Genomic DNA, 24,857 nt, shown 5'->3' on the forward strand with positions numbered 1-24,857 from the left:
GGGCGAGCCGTGGCCACACGACATGGTCATCACCGTCGACGATCAACCTGGTTCGCTTCTGGAACTGCTCTGGGTCAGAGAGGCACACCAGCTGCAGCCTGGCGGGGATGATCTCCCGCCGCTGCTGTCGGAAACGCCCCCGGTGGTTCGCGATTCCGCGGTCGATGCCGAAACTCGCGCGGCCTGGGCGGAGGCCTGGCCACGCGTCTGGGACGCCGCCGCAGCGCATGCGGGTGAGGAAAGGGACCCGGGGGTGTTCGAGGAGATTCAGCGCACCGTCGTCGGATCGACCGAGCGGGCCGACCTTCTCCACCGCATCGTCGGCCCGAACTGGCGCGACCTTTTTGGCGATACGGCATTCAACAGCGCGTCGTACCGAACGTGGTCGGACGCGGCCGCACACACCCAGCTAATGGCATTGCCGGCCAAACTTGAGGACAGCCCCGAGCGGCGCAGCCTCCCCGGGCTCATCCGCGCCTGGCAGGCGGGCCTGACGAAGATCGTCAGCATCCCCTGCCGGGGCGAGTTCACGCGAACAGTCGGCCGGACCGGCCTTCTCCTGACCAACACGACCAGAGAGGACAGTGACGGTTACCAGCGGGCACTGCGCACCTTCGTCTGACCCCCGGCACTCCGACGTCGCCGACTTTGATCCCTACCCGGTGAACGAATCCATCAACTCCGAGCGGATGATGAAGCGCACGCCGCGTGGAGCCTCGGCCGAGAAGCCACCGCCGCGACCCTTGACGGTGTCGATGAGCAGGGCGGTGTGACTCCAGTACTCGAACTGTTCGGCGGAGATCCAGAAGTCGATCACCTGTTCGGGCTCTCCCGCCGGCGCGATGTCGAGCCGGCCGAGCAGCACGTCTTGGTCGGAGGTGATGAACTCCCCCGCCGGAAAGCACATCGGCGAACTGCCGTCGCAGCAGCCGCCGGACTGATGGAACATCAGCGGCCCGTGCTCCTCCCAGAGGCTTCGCAACAGGTCGACGGTGGCCTGCGCCAGCGCCACCCTGGACCGGGTCTCCCCCGGGATGGTGATGGACGCTTCGACCGCGGGCGCGACGGGCGCATCCGGGACTGGCGTGATGAGGTCGGTCATGGGTTCCTCCAACTGCGGGTGGAGCGCTACGGGCGTTTGTGGGGGGCGGTGCCGGCCGGGGCAGTTTTCGGGTAACCGCCCCGACCGGCACCTCCTGTTCGCGGTTAGAAGAAGCCCAACGCGTCTTCGGAGTACGACACCAGCAGGTTCTTGGTCTGCTGGTAGTGGCCGAGCGCCAGCTTGTTGTTCTCCCGGCCGATACCCGAGCTCTTGTAGCCGCCGAAAGCGGCTCCAGCCGGGTAGTTGTGGTAGTTGTTCACCCACACGCGCCCGGCGTGCAGGTCCCGCCCCGCGCGGTAGGCCGTGGTGCCGTTCCGCGACCACACCCCGGCCCCGAGGCCGTACAGGGTGTCGTTGGCGATCGAGATGGCGTCGTCGTAGTCGTCGAAGCTGGTCACCGCCACGACGGGTCCGAAGATCTCCTCCTGGAAGATGCGCATCTTGTTCTGGCCCTCGAAGATGGTCGGCTGCACGTAGTAGCCGCCGCTGAGGTCCCCGCCGAGGTCGGCCTGCTCGCCGCCGAGCAGGAGCTTGGCGCCCTCCTTCTTCCCGATATCGATGTACGAGAGGATCTTCTCGAGCTGGTCATTGCTGGCCTGGGCGCCCACCTGGGTGTCGGTGTCGAGCGGGTTGCCCTGCTTGGCCAGCTTGGTGCGCTCGATGGCGCCGCCGAGGAAGCTGTCGTAGATGGGCTTGTGCAACAGCGCGCGGCTGGGGCAGGTGCACACCTCGCCCTGGTTGAAGGCGAACAGCACAAAACCTTCCTGTGCCTTGTCGTAGTAGCTGTCGTCCTTCTGCGCCACATCGTCAAAGAAGATGTTGGCGCTCTTGCCGCCCAGCTCAACGGTGGACGGGATGATGTTGGCGCTGGCGTACTGCAGGATCAGCCGTCCCGTCGTGGTCTCGCCGGTGAACGCGATCTTGCGGATACGGTTCGAGGATGCGAGCGGCTTGCCCGCTTCGATGCCGAAGCCGTTGACGATGTTGAGCACCCCAGGAGGCAGGATGTCGCCGATCAGTTCGATCAGCACCAGGATCGATGCGGGGGTCTGCTCCGCGGGCTTGAGCACGACCGCGTTCCCAGCAGCGAGAGCCGGTGCCAGCTTCCACACCGCCATCAGGATCGGGAAGTTCCACGGGATGATCTGGCCGACCACGCCCAGCGGTTCGTGGAACTGGTACGACATGGTGTCGTTGTCGAGCTCGGCGTGGTCGCCGTCCTGGGCGCGGATGGCGGAGGCGAAGTACCTGAAGTGGTCGGCAGCCAGTGGCAGGTCGGCGTTCAGCGGCTCCCGGATGGGCTTGCCGTTGTCCCAAGTCTCGGCAACCGCGAGCAGTTCGCGGTTCGCGTCGATGACATCCGCGATCTTGTTGAGCACGGCGGCGCGGTGCGTGGCCGTGGTCTTGCCCCAGGCCGGTGCGGCCTTGTGGGCGGCGTCGAGGGCCAGGTCGATGTCTTCGTGGGTACTGCGGGCGACCTCGGTGAACGGTTTGCCGTTGACCGGGGAGATGTCTTCGAAGTATTGGCCCTTCACCGGCGGCACCCATTCGCCTCCGATCCAGTTCTCGTAGCGGGGCTTGAAGGTGACTTTCGCATCCGGTGTGCCTGGGGCGGCGTAAACGGTCATTTCACTCCTTGTTCGACGGCTCTGTCGATGGAGTCCGCGTTCTCGCGGTCCATGGGGTGAGCCTAGGAACACGGAGGTTGCGAAACATTGCGGTGGCCTCCCGGCCCGGTGGCCCGACCGAGGTCATCCTCCGGTATTCCCCGGTCAGTCTCTGGGTGGATGCCCGGCCGGACCGGCTTGCCTAGCGTGGACGACATGGAAACCCTGGAAAGTACTCGCGTCGTCGAGCCGCCGCCCGCGCGCAGCGGCTGGTGGCACGCCGATACCCGGTCGTCGGCGGTGCGGGCGACGGTCGTGGCGGTCGGCGGAGCGGTGCTGATCGGCGGGCTGACCAGTGTCGCCCAGCAGTACCTGCCGCCCTGGGTCAATTCGCTGGGCAACTCCGCCGGCGGCTGGACGATGTTCGCCTTCCTGATCGTCTGGCTCGGCCGTGCCCGGCCGTTGCTTGCGGGAGTCCTCGGCATCGTGGTCTTCCAGCTTCTCGTCGAGTCCTACAGCGTCGTATCCGAGTGGCGAGGGTTCGATGACGGCGATCCGTTCACCTCGATCTGGACCTTGGTGGGCGTCGTCACCGGACCGCTGCTGGGCGTTGCCGCCGGCCTCGCACGCTACGCCCCTCCACTGTGGGGTGCGCTGGCGGTCACGCCGCTGAGCGCTGTTCTGCTGGGCGAGGGCATCTGGGCACTCAACACCATCACAGACACCACCAGCCCGGTCTATTGGACGCTCGAGATCGTGCTGTCAGCAATCTTTCTGCTCGCGGCCGTCCTGCACCGCCGGCTCGCGCCTCGCTCCATCTCGTTGGTGGTCAGCGTGTGGCTGGTGGGGACTCTCGCCTTCGTGTATGTACTCGTCTTCGTCCTGAATTGAACCCGGGCTCGTCGGCTACGCGCTGAGCTCGGCCTCGATGCGGGCGAGGCTCGCCACCACTGCGGCTCGCTGTGGTGACCGGGCGGGCAGCAGCTGAAGGCAGGCCCGCCATACCTCGGAGTCCCAGGCGGCCTCCTCGGTGCGGGCGTAGTCGAGCAGCACCTCCACCGAGGCATCGCTGAGCAGCGTCTGGCGCAGGCGCTGGCTCACCTCTGCGCGGATCTCTGTGACGCCGGGCGCTGCGGAGCCAGGCAGCACGGTGCCGCGATAGGCGGCGAGGGCCATTCGGTGGGCACCGCGGCCGAGGAGGCGCAGGACCCGGCCCGCATCCGTGTCGACGCCGGTCTCCAGACGGTATGGGCGGGAGCCGATCCGCAGCTGCGGATGGCTGACCGCCAGCGCCCGGCGCAGCCGCACCATCTCGGCTCGGAGGTTCTCGACGGCGTGCGGTTGCTCGTCGCTGAGGAGGCTTGCGAGCCTGTCGGCGGACAGGCCCTGCCGGTGCCAGGCGAGCAGGAGCAGGATCTCGGCGTGCCGGGGACTGAGGCCGACGCTGTGCCGATCAGTGCTGTGCCGATCAGTACTGTGCCGATCAGTGCTGGGAGCCCCGTGCAGGGCGCCGTGTTCGGTACCCAGAACGGTCAGCAGAATGCCGGGGGCGGTAAAGCCCGAAGGCCGCGCCGGTGCCGGCCGTGGGGCGCTGAGGCTCTGGATGCGCAACTCCGCCTCGAGCGCCGCGACGGCGGCCTCCACAAGCGGCAGGGTCTGCGGGGCAACGGCGGCGTCTCCCCCAGTGATATCGATGACGCCGAGCACCGCACCGGTGACCGGGTCGTGGATGGGCACGGCGGTGCAGCTGAACGGGTGGGCGAGCTGACTGAAGTGTTCGGCGCGCTGGATCTGGATGCCGTGGTTCAGAGCCAGGGCGGTGCCGGGTGCGCTGGTGCCGACCCGGGCCTCAGACCAGTCGGCGCCGACGACGAAGTGCATGTCCTCGGCACGGGTGCGCACCGAGCTGTCACCGTCGATCCAGAGCAGCCGGCCGGTCTCATCGGCCACCGCCACGATCAGCCCGAATTCGGCGGCGTGCCGCACCAACAGGGTGTTGATCACCGGCAGCACCCCGGCCAGCGGATTGCGGGCCCTCAGCCGGTTGAGCTCGTCGGCGGCGAGAGTTGGTGCCGCCTGCGCCGTCAGCGGGTCCAGGCGGAGTGACAGAGACCGTTGCCAGGATTCCCGCACGAGTCGGCGCACGCCGGCCTGCACGGCACCGGAGCGCAGATCGGTACGGTCCCCGATGGCGGCCTCATGCAGTCTTTCCTGCCGGGAAAACGTCCCCACAGGTGAATCGGTAGGAGTTATCGTCCACGGACTGCTCACAACACCTCCGATCAACGCTGGTCGTAGGCGACCTGCGCAGAGCGGCCGGTCGGGTGCTTCATTCTAGGCACAGACCGCGAAAAAGGGGTGTCAGGAGCCGATCTCCTGGTACGCCGCGAAGAGCAGCGACGCATCCGGGCCCTCGAGCACCGTGGGCTTGCCGATGTCGTCGAGCACGATGAAGCGCAACATTCCGCTGCGGGTCTTCTTGTCCCGCTGCATGGTGGCCAGCAGGGTGGACCAGCGGCCTACCGGGTAGGTCGTCGGCAGGGTGAGCGACTCCAGGATCCGGCGGTGCCGGTCGACGGCCTCGTCGGAGAGCCGCCCGCTGAGCCTGGCAAGTTCGGCGGCGAACATCATGCCGACGGCGACAGCTGCGCCGTGGCGCCAGCCGTAGCGTTCGGCGTGCTCGACGGCGTGGCCGAGAGTGTGCCCGTAGTTGAGGATTTCGCGGAGGCCCGCCTCCTTGAAATCCGCGCCGACGACGCGGGCCTTCATGGCGATGGAGAGCTCGAGCACCCGGCGGAACTCTGGCGTGATCGGGTCGGTGACCCGGGTGACATCCGCTTCGACGATGTCGAGGATCTCCGGGATCTGGATGAACCCGGCCTTCACGATCTCGGCGAAGCCGGCCAGGATCTCGTTGCGGGGCAGGTCGGCGAGGATGTCGAGGTCGCAGACCACGGCGGCCGGCGCGTAGAAGGTGCCGACGAGGTTCTTGCCCTCCGCGGTGTTGATGCCATTCTTACCGCCGACGGCGGCGTCGACCATACCGAGCACGCTGGTGGGAATCTGCACCAGCTTGACGCCGCGCAGCCAGGTGGCGGCCACGAAGCCGGCCAGGTCGGTCACGGCGCCGCCGCCGAATCCGATCACGGCGTCGGTGCGGGTGAAGTCGGCCTGACCCATCACCTGCCAGCAGAACGCGGCGACCTCAACCCGTTTGGCGGGCTCGGCGTCGGGGACCTCGGCGATGAGGACCTCGTACCGGTCCAGCAGGCTCTCCCGCAGCGCCACGGCGCGGGCGCCGAGGTGCGAGGTGTGCACAATGAGTACCTTCTTCACGGTGTCGCCGAGCTGCTCGGCAACATCGGCCACGATGCCCCGCCCGATGAGGACCGGGTAGCTGTCGACACCGCTGACGGTGATGGTGGTGGTGCCGGTCTCTTCGGGCTGCATGTCGGTCACGATTGTTCTCTTACCCATTTCACGATGTCGGCGGCGATGGCGTCGACCGGCCTGGTCGACGTGTCGAAGTGGATGCTGGCCAGCGCGTCGTACAGCGGGCGGCGCTCGTCGTAGATGCGCTGCCAGGCGTCCGGCCCGTCGGCCAAAAGCGGACGTTTGGCGTTCCTGGTGCGGTTGCGCACAGCCTCGGCGGTAGTGCTCAGGGAGATCACCGTGGCGCGCCGCAGGTCCGCCCGGGTGGCCGGGTCGAGCACCGCTCCCCCACCGAGCGACACGACGGCCCGCTTCTGACGTAGCGCGTCGGCGACGGCCGCGCGTTCGAGGTCCCGGAAGTGGCTCTCGCCGTGAGTGGCGAAGATCTCGGTGATCGGGCCGTGTTCGGTGACGATGAGTTTGTCGGTGTCCAGGAACGGCACCCGCAGGGTGCGCGCGACCCGGCGACCGATCTTGGACTTGCCCGACGCCATCGGCCCGATGAACACCAACGGGTACAGCGGCACATCCGCGTCGCGGTGCGGCTCCGCGCCCTCCGGCGACGCCTCGTCGCGCCGGTCGGGCGCCGGTCCGGGTGCGGCCGGCCAGCCGTCGGCGGGACGAGAGGCGTCCGGGCTCAGGAACAGCACGCTAGAGCGTGGCGTCGCTGGACGCCCCGGTGCGCAGGTTGGCCGGAATGTTGGCGAGGTAGGAGTCCAGGTTGCGCTTGGTTTCGCCCAACGAGTCACCGCCGAACTTCTCCAGCACCGAGTTGGCCAGGACCAGGGCCACCATGGCTTCGGCGACGACGCCGGCGGCCGGCACCGCACAGACATCGGAGCGCTGGTGGTGAGCGGGTGCGGCTTCGCTCGTGGTGATGTCAACGGTGCGGAGCGCGCGCGGGATCGTGGCGATGGGCTTCATACCGGCCCGTACGCGCAGCACGGTTCCGGTGCTCATGCCGCCCTCGGTGCCGCCGGCCTTGTCGCTGGCGCGCAGGATCTGGTCATCGACCTGAACCAGTTCGTCGTGTGCGTCCGAACCGCGGCGGGTGGTGGTGAGGAAGCCGTCACCGACCTCGACGCCCTTGATCGCCTGGATGCCCATCAGCGCGGCGGCGAGCTGGGAGTCCAGCCGGCGGTCCCAATGCACGAACGAACCCAGACCGGGTGGCAGGTTGTAGGCGAGGACCTCGACGATGCCGCCGAGAGTGTCGCCGTCCTTGTGCGCAGCATCCACCTCGGCGACCATGAGCGCGCTGGTGGCGGTGTCGAAGCAGCGCAGCGGGTCGGCGTCGAGGGTGTCGACATCACCGGGACGGGGCAGCGCGGATCCCTCGGGCACCCGAACCGGGCCGATGGACAGGGTGTGGCTGACCAACTCGATACCGAGGCCGGCGAGGAAGGCACGGGCGACGGCACCGAGGGCCACGCGGGCGGCCGTCTCCCGGGCGCTGGCGCGCTCGAGCACCGGACGGGCCTCGTCGAAGTCGTATTTCTGCATCCCAACCAGGTCGGCGTGGCCGGGCCGGGGGCGCACCAGAGGGGCGCCTCGGCCGCGGGCGAGCAGGGCGGGGTCAACGGGTTCCGGGCTCATCACGTCGGCCCACTTGGGCCATTCGGTGTTCCCGATCCGCAGCGCCACCGGGCCGCCGAGTGTGAGACCGTGGCGGACGCCACCGGAGATGTTCAGTTCGTCCTGTTCGAACTTCATGCGGGCACCCCGGCCATAGCCGAGTTTGCGGCGCGCAAGGTCGAGACGGATCGCATCTAGTGTGACCGGGATCCCAGCGGGCAAACCCTCGACAATGGCGAGGAGTTCGGGGCCGTGAGACTCTCCGGCGGTGAGCCAACGAAGCATGCTCCCTATCCTTCCACAGCGCGGCCGGGCGCCGTCCCGTCGGCGGCGTCCAGTGCGGCACGCATGGCCTCCAGCACGGCCTCTTCGTCGGGGAGGGGCAGGAAAGGGTCGTTGGCCAGGAAGATCCGGATCTGCACGACGGCCTGGTGCAGCAGCATCGTGCGGCCGGACAGGGCCCGGCCGCCGGCAGCCGCCCAGGACCGGGCCAGGGCTGTGGGCCAGGGCGCGTAGCCCACGTCGAAGAGCAGGGTGTTGGCCCGCAACGCCGCCGGGAACTCGTACTGCAGTGCGGCATCGCCGGGCATGGTGCTGATCACCAGGTCACTGACGCGGTCGGCGGCGGCCATGGCCGGAAGGCCCGCTACCGCGACGACGAGCCCGAGCTTGCGGCCGAGGTCCAGGAGCGGGTCGGCTCGGCCCGGCGTGCGGGCGATGATCTGCACGGTTTCGGCGCCGAGTTCGGCGGCGGTGACGAGGGCGGATGCTGCGGTCGCGCCGGCACCGAGCAGGGTGACGTGGGTGGTCCGGTCCATGCCGGCCTCGGCCAGGGCACGCACCAGCCCGGCTACGTCGGTGTTGTAGCCGAAGAACGGCCGTGGCGCGGTCACCGTCGTGCTGTCGTCGCCCTCCCCCACCGGTGCGTCGCCGAACCGCACAGTGTTCACGGCTCCGGTGAGGATCGCGACACGGTCCAGGGTGTCCAGGCGCGGCTGGATCTCGTGCTTGAGCGGCATGGTCAAGGACAGCCCCAGCCACTCCGGGGTGAGGCCGTCCACGAAGCCGTCGAGCTCACCCTCGCCGATCTGCACCGCCGTGTATTCCCAGTTCAGGCCGAGCACCCGATAGGCGGCAGCGTGCAGGGCCGGCGACAGTGAGTGCGCGATGGGCGAACCGAGCACCGCCAACCGGCGCCGCGGCGGCGTGCTGACTGAGGCTTGCGTCGGATCAACCATATTCGGGGTGCTCATCCATCCAGTCCAGCCACTTGGCGACGCCGGCGTCGTGTTCGTCCACGGTCGTTGAGAAGATGGTCTCTCCGGTATCCAGGTTCCACGTCACGAAGAATAGCCAGGTTCCGTCTGCGGGGTGCAGGGCCGCATCAATGGCCAGGTCGCCGGGATTGCTGATCGGTCCGACCGGCAGACCGGGATGCACGTAGGTGTTGTAGGCGTTGTCTACGTCCGCCCGCTCGGCGTCGGTCGTCGTGACCAGGTGCGTCTTTCCGGTGCCGTAGGCGACGGTGGCATCGGACTGCAGCAGCCCGGTGTCCCACTGCGCAGGGTCGAGCCGGTTGTAGAACACCCGGGCGACCTTGTAGTAGTCGTCCTTCAGACCGGCCTCACGCTGGATCAGCGACGCCATCACGATGGTCTTCCACCGATCGGCCGGGGCGACTCCGGCAGTGTCGAGGGCCTCGAACTGGCGGTCGACGAGGGTCTTGAGTGCGTCGTGGGCGCTCGTCGCCGGCTGGAATGTGTACGTGGCCGGAAAGAGGAAGCCCTCGAGGCTGGTGGCCTCGGCGGGGAGCCCGAACCCGGACAGGTCGGCGGCCGCTGCCTGCAGGTCCTCGAGGGGGATGTCGGTACCCTCTGACATCGAGGTGAGCACGTCGACGGCAGCGGTTCCCTCGGGGATCACCACGGTGAGATCCTGGCGGCTGTCCGGGTCCTGCAGGGCCTCGAGTGCGGCCTGGGCGCTCATCTGCGAGGCCAGCTGGTAGGCGCCGGGCTGGAAGACCGGGTCGGTCGACTGGGCGAGCAACAGGTCGTAGAAGGCGTCATAGCTCTTCACCACATCCTGGTCCACCAGGGTGTTGGCGATATCGGAACCGGTGTCGCCGTCGTGGATCATGACGAGCACCTCACCGCTGCCGGAGCCCTCATAGTCCTCGGGAGCCTGCGTGGCGGCGACGAGCTGGCTGATGGGCCCCTGCAGGGCCAGGGCAGCGGCGCCCATCAGAGCGAGGAGGACGAGGATGACGACCAGGCAGCCCCAGCCGCCCTTGCGCGACTTCTTCTCCACCAGGGTCGGGTGGTCGGCAAGCCGGGCGCGTCGATTCGCGCGGGAGCCGGGGCGTCCGGCCTGCGCCGGGACATCCGGGGCACCCGTCAGCTGACCGTCGGATGCGGGGGCCGGGTCGGGCGCAGTGCCGAACCCGAGCCCCGCGAAGGGATTGTGGTCGCTGGTGCTCACCGCGGCGGGCTCCTCTGGGGCAGGCTGCTCGTCCGGGTCGGGCTGTACGGGTGCGGTCCAATACGACAGAGGTGCGGGCGGCGCTGCCGGTTCAGAAGCAGCCGGGCCCGCATCCTTCTGCGCCGCCTGGGCCTCGCGGGCCGCCTGGGCTTCCCGCAGGGCCCGGCGGGAGGGCAGCGGCGTGTCGCCAGTGCCGCCCGAAGGGTTCGGGTCGGGGTTTTCCGGCGGACTTTTCGCCACGGTTACGGCCTTCCGGTCAGGTCAACGGACGTGCCGGCTGGTTTGCCCGAGGCACGTTCGGTATCGAGCGCATGCTGCAGAATAATAGTCGCGGCCACCTGATCGACCACTGGACGCTGCGTGCGGGTGCTGCGGCCGACGGTTCGCAGGGCGGCCTGAGCCGACACCGTCGACAGTCGCTCGTCGACGAGCCGAACCGGCACCGACACCGTCGCGGCGAGGGTTTCGGCGAAGGAGACGGCATCGTCGGTCGACGCGGTGTGCCGCCCGGACAGCGCCAGGGGCAACCCGACGATCACTTCGACGGCATCCAGCTCGGTGACGATCCCGGCGATCCTGCCGAGGTCGGCCGCGTTCTTGTCCCGTGGCACGGTCTCCACCGGGGTGGCGAGCATGCCGTGGAAGTCGCTGCGGGCAACGCCGATCCGCACAGTGCCGACATCGATTCCCACCCGCACGCCCGATCGCATGGGTTAGCGGGCCACCAGCGTGCGCAGCGTGCTGAGTGCCTCGGGGATCAGCTCCACATTCGTGCCGCCGCCCTGGGCCAGGTCGTCCTTGCCGCCGCCGCCGCCGCCGAGAATACCGGCGAGCTGCTTGGCCAGCGCACCGGCCTTCTGGCCGGCGTCACGAGCCGCGGCGTTGGTCGCCACGATCACGACGGGCTTGTCGGCCACGGTCGCCGCGAGGGCGACGACGGCGGGGTCATTGCCCAGCCGTTCGCGGGTGCCGGTGACGAGCATCCGCACGTCGTCGGCGGAGTTCAGGGTGCCGAGGTCTTCGGCCACCACGGTGAGGTCGCCGATCCTGGTGGCCTGGGCCACGAGGGCGGGCACCCGGTCGCTGAGTGCACGGGCTTCGAACGAGGCGATCTTCTTCTCGGCCGCCTTCAGGCTCTGCATGAGATCCATGATCTTGGCGGGAAGCTGCTCACGCGGCGTCTTGAGGTTGCTGGTGAGCTGGGACACGATGGCCCGCTCGGCGGCGAGGTCGCGGAACGCCTCGAGCCCGACGAGCGACTCGACACGGCGGTTGGTTGAGCCGACCGACGCCTCGCTGACGAGGTTGATCATGCCGATCTCAGAGCTGGAGGCCACGTGGGTGCCCGCGCAGAGTTCGCGCGACCACGGGCCGCCGATGTCGACCACCCGCACGGTCTCGCCGTACTTCTCGCCGAACAGCGCCATCGCGCCGAGCGCCTTGGCCTCGGCCAGCGGCAGTTCGCGGGTGCTCACCTCGAGGTTGTCGCGGATGGCGTTGTTGGAGATCTCCTCGATCTCGCTGCGTGTCGCCGGCGACAGGGCCTGGTTCCAGGAGAAGTCCAGGCGGAAGAAGCCGGCCTTGTTGTACGAACCCGACTGGTGTGCGTTCGGGCCGAGCACCTGGCGCAGCGCCGCGTGCAGAATGTGGGTGCCGGAGTGCGCCTGGCGGGCGCCGCGACGCCAGTCGGGATCGACGACGCTGGTCGCGGGGTCGCCCACACCGACCTCGCCGCTGGTGACCTGCACCTTGTGGCTGATCAGGCCCTTGACGGGCTTCTGCACGTCGAGAACCTCGAGTTCGTAGCCGGGGCCCACGATGAGGCCGGCGTCGGCCTCCTGGCCGCCGGATTCGGCGTAGAGGGCGGTCTCGGCGAGGATGACCTCGGCGATGTCGCCGGCGACCGCACGGTTCACTGATGCGCCGTCGACGATCAGGCCCAGAATGCTGGATTCGGTCTGCAGCATGTCGTAGCCGGTGAACACGGTCTCGCCGTGTGCGCGGAAGGCGCTGTAGACCGACAGGTCGGCCAGGTGGGTCTTCTTGGCCTTGGCGTCGGCCTTGGCCATGGCGCGCTGCTTCGCCATCAGGGTGTCGAAAGCCTCACGGTTGACGCTGAGGCCGGCCTCTTCGGCCATTTCCAGGGTGATCTCGATCGGGAAGCCGTAGGTGTCGTGCAGCAGGAACGCGGTGTCGCCGGGCAGTTCCGCCTTCTGGGCGCTCTTGGTCTTGGCCACGGCGAGGTCGAGCACGCTCGACCCGCTGGCGAGGGTGCGCAGGAAGGTCTCTTCCTCGGCGTATGCGGCCTGGCTGATCCGGTCGTAGTCGGTGGCGACCTCGGGATACGCGGCGCTCATGGCGTCGCGGGAGGCCGGGAACAGCTCGGTGAACGAGGCGGCGTCCACCCCGAGCAGGCGCATGGCACGAACGCTGCGGCGCATCAGGCGGCGCAGGATGTAGCCGCGGCCCTCATTGGACGGCATGACACCGTCGCTCATCAACATCAGGGAGGACCGCACGTGGTCGGCGACGATGCGCATCCGCACGTCGTCCTCGTGGTCGGCGCCGTAGCGGCGGCCGGAGAGGGCCGCGGCACGGTCGAGAACCGGGCGCACCTGGTCGATCTCGTACATGTTCTGCACGCCCTGCTTGAGGAACGCGACGCGCTCCAGGCCCATGCCGGTGTCGATGTTCTTCTTGGGCAGGTCGCCGAGGATCTGGAAGTCGTTCTTGCCGGTGCCCTCACCGCGGAGGAACTGCATGAAGACCAGGTTCCAGATCTCCACGTAGCGGTCGTCGTCGGTGGCGGGACCGCCGTCGATGCCGAAGGCGGGGCCACGGTCGAAGAAGATCTCACTGCACGGGCCGGCGGGGCCGGGCTGGCCGGTGGACCAGTAGTTGGTGTCCATTCCGAGGCGCTGGATCCGGTGTTCAGGCAGGCCGAGCGCGCGCCAGTAGCCGAAGGCCTCGTCGTCGTTCTCGTAGACCGTGACCCAGAGGTCCTTCTCGGCGAAGCCGTAGCCGCCGTCGGCCTCGCTCGAGGTGAGCAGCTCCCAGGCGTAGCTGATCGCCTGCTCCTTGAAGTAGTCGCCGAAAGAGAAGTTGCCGCTCATTTGGAAGAAGGTGCCGTGCCGCGGCGTCTTGCCGACCTCTTCGATGTCGTTGGTGCGGATGCACTTCTGCACGCTGGTGGCCCTGGGGAACGGGGCGGGTACCAGACCGGTGAGGTAGGGCACGAACGGCACCATGCCGGCCACGGTGAAGAGGAGGGAGGGGTCATCGCTCACGAGCGACGCCGACGGGACAACGGTGTGTCCACGGTCGGCGAAGAAGTCGAGCCAGCGCCCGCGAATGTCGGCAGTCTGCATGGGGTCCGTACTGTTACTGGATCGGTAATCCGACCGGGGGAATTGCGGTGGGAAGGGAAGTGGTTAGGGCTTTGACAGCTCTTCGATGGTCTCTTCTGCCTCGCCGAGTGCGGCGTGCAGTTCGGCTTCGCGTTTGCGGTAGCCCTCGGAGATGGCCTCGCCGAATTCGCGGGTCTTGGCGTCAAGATCGGTGAAGAACCGCTTGCCCTGCTGGGTCTTGTTCACCTCGTGGGCGGCAACAAATCCGATTCCGACGCCGACGACTAACCAGATGAAATTCTTCATGGCATGTGCTCCCTGAGTTTGAGGAATGGGTGGCTGTGGGCCGGGGCACCCGCTGGTCCAGCGGGCCGAGGTCCTGACAGGCTGCTTTCCAGCGTAGTGGACTTACTTCGTGCCTCGACGGGGCTTGGAGGCCCTGAAGGCCGCCCGGACACCGGCGGAGAATCCGGCGAGCTTGATCAGGGGGCCGCCGACGGTGGCCGCGAACAGCGCGACCATTGCGGACACGTTTCCGGTGACCTCGGCGACATTCGTGGTGATTGTGTCGATCGTGGCCAGCTGGTGGTTGGTCTGGGCGACGGTGCTCGTCGTCTCCTCGAGCAGCGGGGTCACGTTATGGCTGAGGTCGCGGATGGCGAGAGTGGTCTCGTCGAACACCCGGCCGAGCTTGATCAACGGGATGGCGAGGAACGCCACCAGAACTGCGAAAACGCCAGCGGCAATCAGGCCGGCGATATCTCCACCAGTCATTCGGCACCATCCATTTCGATTAGGCACAGCACGCAAAAGGGCGGATCACCTAGGTGATCCGCCCTCAAGCGTAGTTCAGTTCCGGCGAATCGAGACGCGCCGTGAGTGACTAGCGTGCTGCGTAGTACTCAACGACGAGCTGGACTTCACAGGTCACGGGGATCTCGATGCGCTTCGGGGCGCGAACGAGGCGGGCCTGCAGCTTGTCGAGTTCAACCTCGAGGTACGGCGGGAGCTTGGGCAGCAGGTCGACGTGACCGCCGGCCGCGGCAACCTGGAAAGGCTCGGTGCCCTCGCTCTTGGCCTTGACGTGGATGAGCTGACCCGGCTTCACGCGGAAGGAGGGACGGTCGACCAGCTGGCCGTCGACGAGGATGTGGCGGTGCACAACCATCTGACGGGCCTGGGCGGTGGTGCGGGCGATGGCCGAACGCACGAGGAGGGCGTCGAGACGGGTCTCGAGGATCTCGACGAGGTTTTCACCGGTCAGGCCCTGGCGGCGACGCGCTTCTTCGAAGGCGATCTTGAGCTGGGCTTCGCGGATGCCGTACTGGGCACGTAAGCGCTGCTTTTCGCGCAGACGCACGGCGTAGTCCGAATCGGTCTTGCGCTTGGTGCGGCCGTGCTCGCCCGGAGCGTAGGGACGCTTCTCGAGGTACTTGGCGGCCTTCGGGGTCAGGGCGATGCCCAGGGCCCGCGAGAGGCGGGTCTTGCTACGGGTACGTGACTTGGTAGACACAGTGTCCTTTCGGATGGATCTGAAAAATGGATACCAGGGCGCCGGGCCGGCCGCGAACGGCAGCACAAGGCGTCATGGGAGATCAGAGGGGTGGGTGCCACGGGCCGCCCGGCTACAGGGCGAATCCACTCCAACTTAGGTTGTGTACGCAGCCGCATGACAAAACCAGTTGTAGGCGAGGTCAAGGCTAGCACACGGGTGCCCCCGTGGCCGGGCTTTCGACACGCCCCGGTCTACTGGCCGCGGATGATCTTGCGGAGCTTGGCCAGGCGCGCGGAGACGTCACGTTCATTGCCGTGTTCGGTGGGTGTGTAGTACTGCTTCCGGCGCAGTTCGGTGGGCAGATAGTCCTGCGCGAGAACGCCGAGCGCATCATCGTGCGGGTATTTGTAACCCTTGCCGTGGCCGAGGCGTTTGGCCCCCGGGTAGTGCGCGTCACGCAGGTGCTTGGGCACCCGGCCGGTGTTGCCGTTGCGCACGTCGGCGATGGCGGCGTCAAGGGCCATATAGGCGGCATTGGACTTGGGCGCGCAGGCCAGGTGCACCACGGCCTGGGCCAGGGGGATGCGGCCTTCCGGCATGCCGATGTATTGAACGGCGTCGGCGGCGGCTATCGCGATGACCAGAGACTGCGGGTCGGCCATGCCGATGTCTTCGGAGGCGAGCACGATGATCCGACGGCAGATGAATCGGGGATCCTCCCCGGCCTCGATCATCCGGGCCAGGTAGTGCAGGGACGCGTCGACATCCGACCCTCGCACCGACTTGATGAAGGCGCTGATCACGTCGTAATGTTCGTCACCGTTGCGGTCGTAGCGCAGCAGCGCACGGTCGACCGCGAGCGAGACGATCTCGGTCGTGATGACGGGCTTCTCGCCGTCAGCGGTCTCCGTGGTCGCGGCCGACACCGAAGCGGCCTCGAGCGCCGTGAGCGCCCGGCGGGCGTCGCCGGACGCGAGCCGGATGATGGCCCCGCGGGCCTCAGGGTCGAGCACGAACCTGTCGGCCAGGCCCCGCGGGTCGGTGACGGCGCGGTCCACGACGGTACCGAGGTCGTCGTCGCTGAGGGTCTCCAGCGTGAGCAGCAGAGACCTGGACAGCAGCGGCGAAATCACCGAGAAGGACGGGTTCTCGGTCGTGGCGGCCACGAGGATGATGATGCCGTTCTCCACCCCCGGCAACAGGGCGTCCTGCTGCGCCTTGCTGAACCGGTGGATCTCGTCGAGGAACAGCACGGTGGACAGGCCGTAGAGGTCCCGGCTGGTGCGGGCCTCGTCCATCACCTGGCGCACGTCCCGCACGCCGGCGGAGACGGCGGAGAGCTCAACGAAGCGGCGTCCGGAACTGTGCGCGATGGTCTGGGCGAGGGTGGTCTTGCCGGTTCCCGGAGGGCCCCACAGGATGACGGAGACCGAACCCTGCTCCCCCGTCTTGTCGTTGGCCAGGCTGACCAGCGGCGACCCCGGGGTAAGCAGGTGACGCTGCCCGGCAACCTCGGCCAGGCTCTTGGGGCGCATGCGCACCGCGAGCGGCGTCGCGCCGGTACGGAGGCCTGGTTGGACGGAAGACATGCGTCCAGCGTAGTTTGTGCCGCCGACGCCAATTTTCGCCGCCGCCCCCGCATGCGTAGAGTTCACAGTGACCCGGGCCGTGTTGCCCGACAAGCCCGATTTCCCGCCTCAGGCGGCACCTGGAGGATTCCCGTGGCACCTAACACCAAGCAGGAACGCGAGGCCCGCGGCCGCGCTCGCGCCTACCAGGCCCGCAAGGCCGTGAACGAGCACCAGGTCAAGCGGCGCGTGCGCGACAACATGGTGGCCGGCAGCGTACTCGTGGTCGCCCTCATCGTGCTGGTCGGCGCCCAGATGTTCTACTTCGGCGGCGGCCCCGGCACTCCTGAACCCAGTGCTTCGGCTTCCGCGACGCCCACGGCCGAGCCCTCGGACTCGGTGACTCCGACCCCCGGCGCGAACGCGGGCGACGTTCCCTTGAGCGATCTGGCCGAGGGTCGGACCTGGACCGGCACGCTCACCCTCAACGACATCGAACTCGGCGTCTCCCTCGACGGCGCCGCGGCGCCGCAAGCGGTCTCCTCGACCATCAGCCTCGCCGGATCCGGTTTCTACGATGACGTCACCTGCCACCGCCTGACCACGGGCGAAGGCTTTTCGGTATTACAGTGCGGTGACCCCACCGGCGACGGAACCGGTGGACCCAATTACTACTACGGCCCGGTCGAGAATGCTCCGGCCGACAACGTCTATCCGGCCGGCACCATCGCCATGGCGAGGTCCAGCGATCCGTACAGCATGGGCAGCCAGTTCTTCATCGTCTACGGCGATACGGAGATTCCTGCTGGAGCGGACGGTTCCGGTTACTCGGTCATCGGCACCGTCACCTCCGGACTGGACCAGCTCGTCAGCCAGATCGCCGACGCCGGGGTCGAGGACGGCTCGGCGGACGGCGCTCCCGTGGTTCCGACCACCATCACCTCCTTCACCGTTCAGTAGCCACGGTAGAAACCAGCTCGGAAAGACCAGTTCGGTCGTTTCCGCCGAACGACGGGCACGCTTGCAATAAGCTTGTGCGCGTATTGGCTTGTGCCAGTACTGGCTCGTTCAGGGATTCGCCCGCTGCAGTACTTCACTGCACGGGGAATCAACCAGATCATTAAGGTGAGGCTCTTGACTACGACAGATCAGCAACCATGGGGTCGCGTAGACGAAACCGGCACGGTTTACGTGCGCGAAGCAGACGGCGAACGTGCCGTCGGCCAGTATCCCGACGCGACACCTGAAGAGGCACTCGCCTACTTCGAACGCAAGTACGTGGAGCTGAACGGACAGGTCACCCTGCTCGAACAGCGCGCAAAGGGAGGGGCGCCGGCCGCGGATATCGCCAAGTCGGTCGCGAACCTGTCGAAGTCGGTTGCAACGGCAAACGCCGTCGGCAACCTCGCCGCCCTCGCCGAGCGCCTCGGCGCTTTGGGTGGCACGGTCACCGAACTCACCGAGCAGCAGGGTGTCGAGGCCAAGGCCGCCAGCGCTGCGGCCCTCGCGGAGCGGGCTGCCATCGTTGAAGAGGCCGAACGCCTCGCCGCCGAAGACCCGGCCAAGACGCAGTGGAAGCAGACCAGCGCTGCACTCGACGCGCTGTTCGCCAAGTGGCAGGCCCACCAGCACGACGCACCGCGCATCCCCAAGGGCGAGGCGAACGAGCTCTGGAAGCGGTTCCGTGCGGCTCGCACCACTATCGAGCAGAACCGCAAGGCGTTCTTCGCCGAACTCGACAGCGCTCACAAGGATGTACGGAACCGCAAGCAGCAGCTTATCGAGAAGGCCGAGGCGCTGGCACCCCAGGGTGCCGACGGCATCCCCGCCTACCGCAACCTGCTCGAGGACTGGAAGGCCGCCGGTCGCTCCGGCAAGAAGCAGGACGACGCCATGTGGGCCAAGTTCAAGGCCGCCGGCGACGTGCTCTACTCGGTGAAGAGCGAGATCGACGCGCAGGACAACGAAGAGTTCTCCGCCAACCTGGTCGTCAAGCTCGACCTGCTCACGGAGGCCGAGACCCTGCTCACCGAGACCGACCGGGTCAAGGCCCGCGAGCTGCTCAGCTCGGTGCAGCGCCGCTGGGACGCCGCAGGCAAGGTCCCCCGCGACCAGGTCAAGCCCGTCGAGGAGCGCATGCGCAAGGTGGAAGCGGCCGTGCGGAAGCTCGACGATGACCACTGGAAGCGCAACAACCCCGAGACCAAGGCCCGCGCCGAAGGCCTCGCCGGTCAGCTGCACGACGCGATCGCCAAGCTCGAGGCCGAGCTGGCCGCCGCGCAGGAGACCAAGGACGCCCGCAAGATCAAGGACGCGACCGAGGCGCTCGAGACCCGCAAGGCCTGGCTGAAGGCCATCGGCCAGTAACGACTCGCTGCACGGGAGTAACTACCCACACCCGAAACGGGATCGGGAATCTGTCCACAGATTCCCGGTCCCGTTTCGGCGTCTTCCGGCGACTCCGCAGGCTGGAAGCATGACTCCCCTGCTTCCTGCCGCGCTCACCCCGGCCGACCTTCCGCTCGCCGAACTGAACTGTGCCCGCCTCGACGGTGAGCTGTTCCCGCTCGCCGGAGCGTGGTGTCCGGTCGACGCCCACGACGGCCCGGAGACCCGGGGCGAGGCGCTCACCTCGGTCGCGCCGAGCCGGGCCGCCGCCGAGCGGATGAGCGCCGCCTGGATCTATGGTCTGGCCGCCGAACCTGACCCCCATCAGTTCTGCATCGACATGACCGCGCGTGCCCGCAAGCCCGTCGAGACGAGGACCCAGCTCCGCGAGGTGCGCCTCGGCCGCGACGACACGAGGGTGCTGGGTCGTCAACTCGTCACCACTCCCCTGCGGACGGCTATCGACCTTGCCCGCTGGGGCCGCTCACCCGGGTGCCGCGCAGACACGGCGCTGCTGGCGGCGCTGCTGGTCTATGACGGACCAGTCGATCCGCACGCCGACGAACAGGCGCTCGCCGGTCAACGGGGAGTCTCGTTCAGCCGCAGGGCGGCCGCCCAGCTACGGGAAGCGCGCCGGCTGAACCTCAGCCGTCGCTGACCCTGTAGACGTCGTACACGGCGTCGATGCGGCGCACCGCGTTCAGCACCCTGTCGAGGTGGGTAGTGTCGCCCATCTCGAACACGAACCGGCTGATCGCCAGCCGGTCACTGGAGGTGTGTACCGTCGCCGAGAGGATGTTGACGTGGTGTTCCGACAACACTCTGGTGACATCCGAGAGCAAGCCGGAGCGGTCGAGGGCCTCGATCTGGATTTGCACGAGGAACAGGCTCTTCGAGGTCGGCGCCCAGTCGACGTCGATCATCCGCTCGGGTTCCTTGAGCAGTTCCTGCACGTTGTGGCAGTCGAATTGGTGCACAGACACACCGGAACCGCGGGTGATGAAACCCACGATCTTGTCGCCGGGAACCGGGGTGCAGCAGCGTGCCAGCTTGACGAGGATGTCGGGGGCGCCGCGCACCAGGATCCCGGAGTCGTTGTTGCGCAGCGTCTGGGTACGGCCGTTGGGGGTGAACGGCAGGTCCGTCGCGTCGCTCTCCTCCACGCTCTGCAGCGTGGCGACGACCTTCTCCAGCACGGACTGCGTCGACACGTGGCCTTCACCGACGGCGGCGTAGAGCGCCGAGACGTCTTCGTAGCGCATCACGGCGGCGACCTCGGCGAAGGAGTCCTGGTTCATCAGCTTCTGCAGCGGCAGGTTCTGCTTGCGCATGGCCCTGGCGATGGCGTCGCGGCCCTGTTCGATGGCCTCGTCGCGGCGTTCCTTGGTAAACCACTGGCGAATCTTGTTGCGCGCCCTGGGGCTCTTGACGAAGTTCAGCCAGTCCTGGCTCGGACCCGAGTCCGGGTTCTTGGAGGTGAAGACCTCCACGACGTCGCCGGTGCTGAGCGAGCTCTCCAGAGGTACGAGCCGTCCGTTGACCTTGGCGCCCATGGTGCGGTGGCCCACCTCGGTGTGCACGGCGTAGGCGAAGTCCACTGGCGTCGCGTCGGCGGGCAGGCCGATCACGCGGCCCTTGGGCGTGAAGACGTAGACCTCCTTGGCGCCGATCTCGTAGCGCAGGGAGTCGAGGAACTCGTTGGGGTCGGCCGTTTCGGCCTGCCAATCGGAGATATGTGCCAGCCAGGCCATATCGGTGTCGCTCTGCGGGCCGGGGCCGGAGCTCTTGCCGTTGACCTGCTCCTTGTACTTCCAGTGCGAGGCGACGCCGTACTCGGCACGCTCGTGCATCTCCTGGGTACGGATCTGGATCTCGACCGGGCGGCCACTCGGGCCGAGCACGGTGGTGTGCAGCGACTGGTACAGGTTGAATTTGGGGGTGGCGATGTAGTCCTTGAAGCGACCGGGCAGCGGAGTCCACCGCGCGTGGATGGCTCCGAGGACCGCGTAACAGTCCCGCACCGAGTTCACCAGGACCCGGATGCCGACGAGGTCGTAGATCTCGTCGAACTCGCGGCCGCGCACGACCATCTTCTGGTAGATCGAGTAGTACTGCTTGGGCCGTCCGGCCACCTTGCCGCGGATGCGCGCGGCCTTGAGATCGTCGTTGATCGCGTCGATGACGTACTGCACGAATTCTTCGCGCTGCGGGGTGCGCTGCTTGACGAGGCTCTCGATCTCGGCGTACAGCTTCGGGTAGAGCACCCCGAAAGAGAGGTCCTCGAGTTCCCACTTGATGGTCTGGATTCCCAGGCGGTGGGCCAGCGGGGCGTAGATCTCGAGGGTCTCGGTGGCCTTGCGGGTCGCGGACTCCGCCGGCACGAAGCCCCAGGTGCGGGCGTTGTGCAGACGGTCGGCCAGTTTGATGATCAGCACCCGGATGTCCTTGGACATCGCGACGATCATCTTGCGGACAGTCTCGGCCTGAGTGCTGTCGCCGTACTTCACCTTGTCGAGCTTGGTGACGCCGTCCACGAGCATGGTGATCTCGTCGCCGAAGTCGGCGCGCAACTGGTCGAGGGTGTAGTCGGTGTCCTCGACGGTGTCGTGCAACAGGGCAGCTGCCACGGTCTTGGGACCGATCCCGAGGTCGGCCAGGATCTGGGCGACCGCGACGGGATGGGTGATGTACGGCTCGCCGCTGCGACGTTTCTGGCCCTCGTGGGCCCGCTCAGCGGCCGCGTACGCCCGTTCGATGATCGACAGATCCACCTTGGGATGGTGCGTGCGCACCGTCTTCAGCAGCGTGTCGACGGCACCGACGGGCTGCGCCCTGGAGAAAATACGCGGCACCAGACGACGCAGTGACGCGGCGGATGGCGTGGTGGTTTCTGTCATCTCGTTACCTCACTCCCTGGCGCCAATTATCCCTGTACTAACGGATAAACGGTAAACCGAGGGACGCTGTCGGATATTCCCGGCGGGCGAACCGGCTCACGCGGGAACGTCCGCGCGGGCCGCATCCGTGCCGGCGACCGACGAGGTACCGGTGGCCTTGGCCCGCAGGGCCAGGGCCTTCTTGTCACGCTTGCGGATCTCCGGCTCGTTCTCGCGCAGCTGGGCGTAGAGCGGGGCGGCGATGAAGATCGTGGAGTATGTACCCACGATCATTCCGATCAGCAGGGCCAGGGAGATGTCCTGCAGGGTTCCCGCACCCAGCACGAACGCACCGATGACGAGGATCGAGGCGACCGGGAGGACTGCGACGATCGAGGTGTTGATCGAGCGCACCAGGGTCTGGTTGACCGCGAGGTTGACCGAGTCGGCGAACGTGCGCCGGGATTCTGGCCCGTCTTCGGTCGTGTTCTCGCGGATCTTGTCGAACACCACCACGGTGTCGTACAGCGAGTAACCCAGGATCGTGAGGAAGCCGATCACGGCCGCCGGAGTGATCTCGAAGCCGGTGATGCCGTAGAAACCCGCGGTGATGACGAGGTCGTGTAACAGGGCGACCATGGCGGCGGCGGCCATTTTCCAGGTGCGGAAGTACAGGGCCATCACCGCGCCGGCGAGCACCAGGAAGGTCAGCAGTGCGCGGATGGCGGAGCCGGTGATGTCCTGGCCCCAGGACGGGCCGATGAACGAGGACGTGACCTGCGCCGCGTCGACGCTGTATGCGGTGGCGAGAGCGGCGCGCACTTCCCGGCTCTCGGTGTCGCTGAGCTGGTCGGTCTGCACGCGGATGCTGTCGCTGCCGACGACGGACACCTTGGGCACGGCTTCGGGCACCACCTCGGTGACCGCGGTGGATGCCGCATCCTGGTCCTCGGTGGAGATCTCGGAGAGGACGAACTCGGAGCCGCCGGTGAACTCGATGCCGAACGTGAACCCACCGCGGAGGACCGGACCGAGGATCGCGATCAGGATCATGACCGCGGCGACCGAGTACCAGACCTTACGACGTCCGACGATGTTGTAGGAGAGCTTGCCGGTGTGCAGATCGTTGCCGAACTGGTTGAAGCTGGCCATTAGGAATCCTTCCCATCGGTCGACTTACTGGAGCCGGAACCGACGAGCTCAGCCGCCTTGCGTTCGGCGATGGTCTGGCGCTTTGCGGCCTCCTTGCTGGAGGACGGCGACTTGCGTGACGCCACCTCCACGGAGGGCTGGAACCGGGCGCGTCCGCGGTAGACGGCGCCGAGTGCCCGCGGGTCGAGTCCACTGAGCTTGTGCCCGTCTCCGAAGAACTTGGTGCGGGCGAGCAGCTGCAGCATCGGATGGGTGAACATCGCCACGACCAGGAGGTCGACCAGGGTGGTCAGTCCCAGGGTCAGGGCGAAACCGCGCACGTTACCGACGGCCAGGATGAACAGAACCGCGGCGGCGAGGAAGTTGACGGTGTCGGAGGCGATGATGGTGCGGATCGCGCGGCGCCAGCCGGATTCGACCGAGGACACCAGTCCCCTGCCGTCGCGGAGCTCGTCGCGCACCCGCTCGAAGTAGACGATGAACGAGTCAGCGGTGATACCGATGGCCACGATGAGACCGGCCACACCGGCCAGGGAGAGGCGGTACCCCTCACGCCAGGACAACAGAGTGATCAGCAGGTAGGTGATCACGCCAGCCACGATGAGCGACGCGACAGTGACCAGCCCGAGGAGGCGGTACTGGATGAGGGAGTAGAGCACGACCAGGATCAGGCCGATCAGGCCCGCGATGAGGCCGCTCTGCAGCTGGGTCGAACCGAGGGTTGCCGAGATGGTGTCCTGGCTCTGCACGGCGAAGCTGATCGGCAGGGCGCCGAACTTGAGCTGGTCGGCGAGGGCCTTGGAGGTGTCCTGGTCGAACGAGCCGGTGATCTGGGGCTTGCCGTCGGTGATCACGGCCAGCGTGCGCGGAGCGGAGATGACTCTGCCGTCCAGCACGATGGCGAACTGGTTCTGCGCGCCCTGGAGGCCGCTCAGGCGAGTCGTCACGTCGGCGAACGACTCGGTGCCGGTGCGGTCGAAGACGATGTTGACGGCCCATTCGCCGGTAGTTGCACCGCTCTGCGTGGTGACCTGCCCGTTGGTGGCGTCGGAGATGTTCTCGCCGCTCACCTCGACCGGGCCGAGGATGTACTTGATCGAACCATCGCTCTCGCAGGTGATCAGCGGCTGATCGGCCGGTGCCACAATGCTGGTGTCGATGTCGCTGCACTGGAAGGAATCGAACTCCGCCTGCAGGTCGGGAGTGATGTTGTTCAAGTCGCTCGCGTCGGTGGGCGCGACGGCCGGGGTCTCAGCGGCCGGAGTCTCTGCGGCCGGGGTCTCTGCGGCCGGGGTCTCTGCGGCCGGGTCTGCCGCGGCATCCGTCGCCGGGTCGGTGGCCCCGTCGGTTGAGCCGTCTGCGCCGACACTGTCCTCAGTGGGCGCTGAAGCGACCAGGACCGGTCGGAACTCAAGCTTTGCCGAGGACTGGATGCGGTTCAGGGTGGCGTCGTCAGGCGTTCCGGGAATGGAGACGACGATGTTCTGTCCACCCTGGGTGTTGATCTCCGACTCGGAGACTCCGGCGGAGTCGATCCGCTGCCGGATGATCGACACCGCCTGGTTGAGCTGTTCAGACGAAACCGTCTGGCCGGACTCGAGCTTGGGGGCCAGGATGATCTGGGTGCCACCCTCGAGGTCGAGCGCCAGCTTCGGCGTCCACGAACCGCCGCCGGTGAGAACGCCGGCTCCGTTCAGAGCGATGAGACCGACGATGATCACGCCAAGCCAGGTCAGGGAGCGCCAGGCCTTCTTGGTCGGAGACGACTTAGCCACCTATTGAACTCAGCTTTCTATTGCTCGTGCTGCGCGACCGAAGCCGCGCAGCCGGAGTGGGT

22 protein-coding genes are annotated in these 24,857 nt (G+C 67.5%); 5 read left to right on the forward strand and 17 right to left on the reverse strand.

The features are described from left to right. Positions 1-22: 22 nt before the first annotated feature. Positions 23-622 (forward strand): hypothetical protein, encoded by a 600-nt coding sequence (locus E3T22_RS10410; RefSeq protein WP_088456298.1) that lies wholly within the window; start codon positions 23-25, stop codon positions 620-622. 33 nt (positions 623-655) lie between these two features. Here E3T22_RS10410 and E3T22_RS10415 read toward each other — a convergent pair whose 3' ends face one another. Both E3T22_RS10415 and E3T22_RS10420 read right to left on the reverse strand, forming a co-directional pair. Continuing rightward, positions 656-1,102 (reverse strand): DUF779 domain-containing protein, encoded by a 447-nt coding sequence (locus E3T22_RS10415; RefSeq protein WP_088456299.1) that lies wholly within the window; start codon positions 1,100-1,102, stop codon positions 656-658. A gap of 104 nt (positions 1,103-1,206) precedes the next feature. Next, positions 1,207-2,730 carry an aldehyde dehydrogenase family protein gene (locus tag E3T22_RS10420; protein WP_088456300.1) on the reverse strand — a complete coding sequence of 508 codons (1,524 nt, stop codon included), beginning with the start codon at positions 2,728-2,730 and terminating at the stop codon, positions 1,207-1,209. Between the two features lie 195 nt (positions 2,731-2,925). Here E3T22_RS10420 and E3T22_RS10425 point away from each other — a divergent pair, with 195 nt between their 5' ends. Further along, positions 2,926-3,600 carry a DUF6518 family protein gene (locus E3T22_RS10425; RefSeq protein ID WP_088456301.1) on the forward strand — a complete coding sequence of 225 codons (675 nt, stop codon included), beginning with the start codon at positions 2,926-2,928 and terminating at the stop codon, positions 3,598-3,600. A 15-nt stretch (positions 3,601-3,615) separates the two neighbouring features. Here E3T22_RS10425 and E3T22_RS10430 read toward each other — a convergent pair whose 3' ends face one another. From E3T22_RS10430 to E3T22_RS10485, 12 genes are all read right to left on the reverse strand, one after another. Continuing rightward, positions 3,616-4,941 (reverse strand): transcriptional regulator, encoded by a 1,326-nt coding sequence (locus E3T22_RS10430; protein ID WP_241983661.1) that lies wholly within the window; start codon positions 4,939-4,941, stop codon positions 3,616-3,618. A gap of 129 nt (positions 4,942-5,070) precedes the next feature. Continuing rightward, positions 5,071-6,159, reverse strand: a complete 1,089-nt coding sequence (gene aroB / locus E3T22_RS10435) for a 3-dehydroquinate synthase (protein WP_088458003.1) — start codon at positions 6,157-6,159, stop codon at positions 5,071-5,073. A gap of 5 nt (positions 6,160-6,164) precedes the next feature. Then, positions 6,165-6,791: a shikimate kinase gene (locus tag E3T22_RS10440; protein WP_240632178.1), complete on the reverse strand. Its 627-nt coding sequence runs from the start codon at positions 6,789-6,791 to the stop codon at positions 6,165-6,167. A 1-nt stretch (position 6,792) separates the two neighbouring features. Further along, entirely contained in the window at positions 6,793-8,001 is a 1,209-nt protein-coding gene (gene aroC, locus E3T22_RS10445; RefSeq protein WP_088456302.1) for a chorismate synthase, read from the reverse strand. Between the two features lie 5 nt (positions 8,002-8,006). Next, entirely contained in the window at positions 8,007-8,969 is a 963-nt protein-coding gene (locus E3T22_RS10450) for a shikimate dehydrogenase (RefSeq protein ID WP_241983662.1), read from the reverse strand. Beyond that, positions 8,947-10,434, reverse strand: coding sequence for an endolytic transglycosylase MltG (gene mltG, locus E3T22_RS10455; protein ID WP_241983663.1), 1,488 nt, complete (start codon positions 10,432-10,434; stop codon positions 8,947-8,949). Before mltG ends, E3T22_RS10450 begins: the two co-directional genes overlap by 23 nt. Before the next feature lie 2 nt (positions 10,435-10,436). Further along, on the reverse strand, positions 10,437-10,904 hold the full coding sequence (gene ruvX, locus E3T22_RS10460; protein ID WP_174776232.1) for a Holliday junction resolvase RuvX: 468 nt from the start codon (positions 10,902-10,904) through the stop codon (positions 10,437-10,439). A 3-nt stretch (positions 10,905-10,907) separates the two neighbouring features. Beyond that, entirely contained in the window at positions 10,908-13,562 is a 2,655-nt protein-coding gene (gene alaS, locus E3T22_RS10465; RefSeq protein WP_134480057.1) for an alanine--tRNA ligase, read from the reverse strand. 63 nt (positions 13,563-13,625) lie between these two features. After that, a complete protein-coding gene (locus tag E3T22_RS10470) occupies positions 13,626-13,847 on the reverse strand; it encodes a hypothetical protein (protein ID WP_088456305.1) in 222 nt (73 codons plus the stop codon). Positions 13,848-13,949: 102 nt separating this feature from the next. Beyond that, on the reverse strand, positions 13,950-14,315 hold the full coding sequence (locus tag E3T22_RS10475; RefSeq protein WP_088456306.1) for a DUF948 domain-containing protein: 366 nt from the start codon (positions 14,313-14,315) through the stop codon (positions 13,950-13,952). A gap of 109 nt (positions 14,316-14,424) precedes the next feature. Continuing rightward, entirely contained in the window at positions 14,425-15,054 is a 630-nt protein-coding gene (gene rpsD / locus E3T22_RS10480; protein ID WP_088456307.1) for a 30S ribosomal protein S4, read from the reverse strand. Between the two features lie 233 nt (positions 15,055-15,287). Beyond that, the gene (locus tag E3T22_RS10485; RefSeq protein ID WP_134408707.1) at positions 15,288-16,625 is read right to left on the reverse strand and encodes a replication-associated recombination protein A; all 1,338 of its coding nucleotides are present in this window, start codon (positions 16,623-16,625) and stop codon (positions 15,288-15,290) included. 132 nt (positions 16,626-16,757) lie between these two features. Here E3T22_RS10485 and E3T22_RS10490 point away from each other — a divergent pair, with 132 nt between their 5' ends. From E3T22_RS10490 to E3T22_RS10500, 3 genes are all read left to right on the forward strand, one after another. Next, positions 16,758-17,564: a peptidylprolyl isomerase gene (locus tag E3T22_RS10490; protein ID WP_134480059.1), complete on the forward strand. Its 807-nt coding sequence runs from the start codon at positions 16,758-16,760 to the stop codon at positions 17,562-17,564. Between the two features lie 174 nt (positions 17,565-17,738). Continuing rightward, entirely contained in the window at positions 17,739-18,971 is a 1,233-nt protein-coding gene (locus E3T22_RS10495) for a DUF349 domain-containing protein (RefSeq protein ID WP_088456310.1), read from the forward strand. Positions 18,972-19,080: 109 nt separating this feature from the next. Further along, positions 19,081-19,650, forward strand: a complete 570-nt coding sequence (locus E3T22_RS10500) for a hypothetical protein (protein ID WP_088456311.1) — start codon at positions 19,081-19,083, stop codon at positions 19,648-19,650. Here E3T22_RS10500 and E3T22_RS10505 read toward each other — a convergent pair. The 3 genes from E3T22_RS10505 to secD form a co-directional block, all read right to left on the reverse strand. Continuing rightward, positions 19,637-21,889: a bifunctional (p)ppGpp synthetase/guanosine-3',5'-bis(diphosphate) 3'-pyrophosphohydrolase gene (locus E3T22_RS10505; protein WP_088456312.1), complete on the reverse strand. Its 2,253-nt coding sequence runs from the start codon at positions 21,887-21,889 to the stop codon at positions 19,637-19,639. The genes E3T22_RS10500 and E3T22_RS10505 overlap by 14 nt on opposite strands. Before the next feature lie 96 nt (positions 21,890-21,985). Next, on the reverse strand, positions 21,986-23,020 hold the full coding sequence (gene secF, locus E3T22_RS10510; RefSeq protein WP_134408710.1) for a protein translocase subunit SecF: 1,035 nt from the start codon (positions 23,018-23,020) through the stop codon (positions 21,986-21,988). Further along, positions 23,020-24,795 (reverse strand): protein translocase subunit SecD, encoded by a 1,776-nt coding sequence (gene secD, locus E3T22_RS10515; RefSeq protein ID WP_134480061.1) that lies wholly within the window; start codon positions 24,793-24,795, stop codon positions 23,020-23,022. The genes secF and secD overlap by 1 nt, the downstream gene beginning before the upstream one ends. Between the last annotated feature and the right edge of the window lie 62 nt (positions 24,796-24,857).

This window comes from Cryobacterium sp. TMB3-10 (genome assembly GCF_004402305.1).
In the GTDB taxonomy this organism is placed as follows: Bacteria; Actinomycetota; Actinomycetes; order Actinomycetales; family Microbacteriaceae; genus Cryobacterium; species Cryobacterium zongtaii.

Bases quoted from the DNA above. Each gene is read 5' to 3' on its own strand.
- E3T22_RS10410 (WP_088456298.1), top strand. From the start codon at position 23: ATGGTCATCACCGTCGACGATCAACCTGGTTCGCTTCTGGAACTGCTC.
- E3T22_RS10415 (WP_088456299.1), bottom strand. From the start codon at position 1,102: ATGACCGACCTCATCACGCCAGTCCCGGATGCGCCCGTCGCGCCCGCG.
- E3T22_RS10420 (WP_088456300.1), bottom strand. From the start codon at position 2,730: ATGACCGTTTACGCCGCCCCAGGCACACCGGATGCGAAAGTCACCTTC.
- E3T22_RS10425 (WP_088456301.1), top strand. From the start codon at position 2,926: ATGGAAACCCTGGAAAGTACTCGCGTCGTCGAGCCGCCGCCCGCGCGC.
- aroB (WP_088458003.1), bottom strand. From the start codon at position 6,159: ATGCAGCCCGAAGAGACCGGCACCACCACCATCACCGTCAGCGGTGTC.
- aroC (WP_088456302.1), bottom strand. From the start codon at position 8,001: ATGCTTCGTTGGCTCACCGCCGGAGAGTCTCACGGCCCCGAACTCCTC.
- E3T22_RS10450 (WP_241983662.1), bottom strand. From the start codon at position 8,969: ATGAGCACCCCGAATATGGTTGATCCGACGCAAGCCTCAGTCAGCACG.
- ruvX (WP_174776232.1), bottom strand. From the start codon at position 10,904: ATGCGATCGGGCGTGCGGGTGGGAATCGATGTCGGCACTGTGCGGATC.
- alaS (WP_134480057.1), bottom strand. From the start codon at position 13,562: ATGCAGACTGCCGACATTCGCGGGCGCTGGCTCGACTTCTTCGCCGAC.
- E3T22_RS10470 (WP_088456305.1), bottom strand. From the start codon at position 13,847: ATGAAGAATTTCATCTGGTTAGTCGTCGGCGTCGGAATCGGATTTGTT.
- E3T22_RS10475 (WP_088456306.1), bottom strand. From the start codon at position 14,315: ATGACTGGTGGAGATATCGCCGGCCTGATTGCCGCTGGCGTTTTCGCA.
- E3T22_RS10485 (WP_134408707.1), bottom strand. From the start codon at position 16,625: ATGTCTTCCGTCCAACCAGGCCTCCGTACCGGCGCGACGCCGCTCGCG.
- E3T22_RS10500 (WP_088456311.1), top strand. From the start codon at position 19,081: ATGACTCCCCTGCTTCCTGCCGCGCTCACCCCGGCCGACCTTCCGCTC.
- E3T22_RS10505 (WP_088456312.1), bottom strand. From the start codon at position 21,889: ATGACAGAAACCACCACGCCATCCGCCGCGTCACTGCGTCGTCTGGTG.
- secF (WP_134408710.1), bottom strand. From the start codon at position 23,020: ATGGCCAGCTTCAACCAGTTCGGCAACGATCTGCACACCGGCAAGCTC.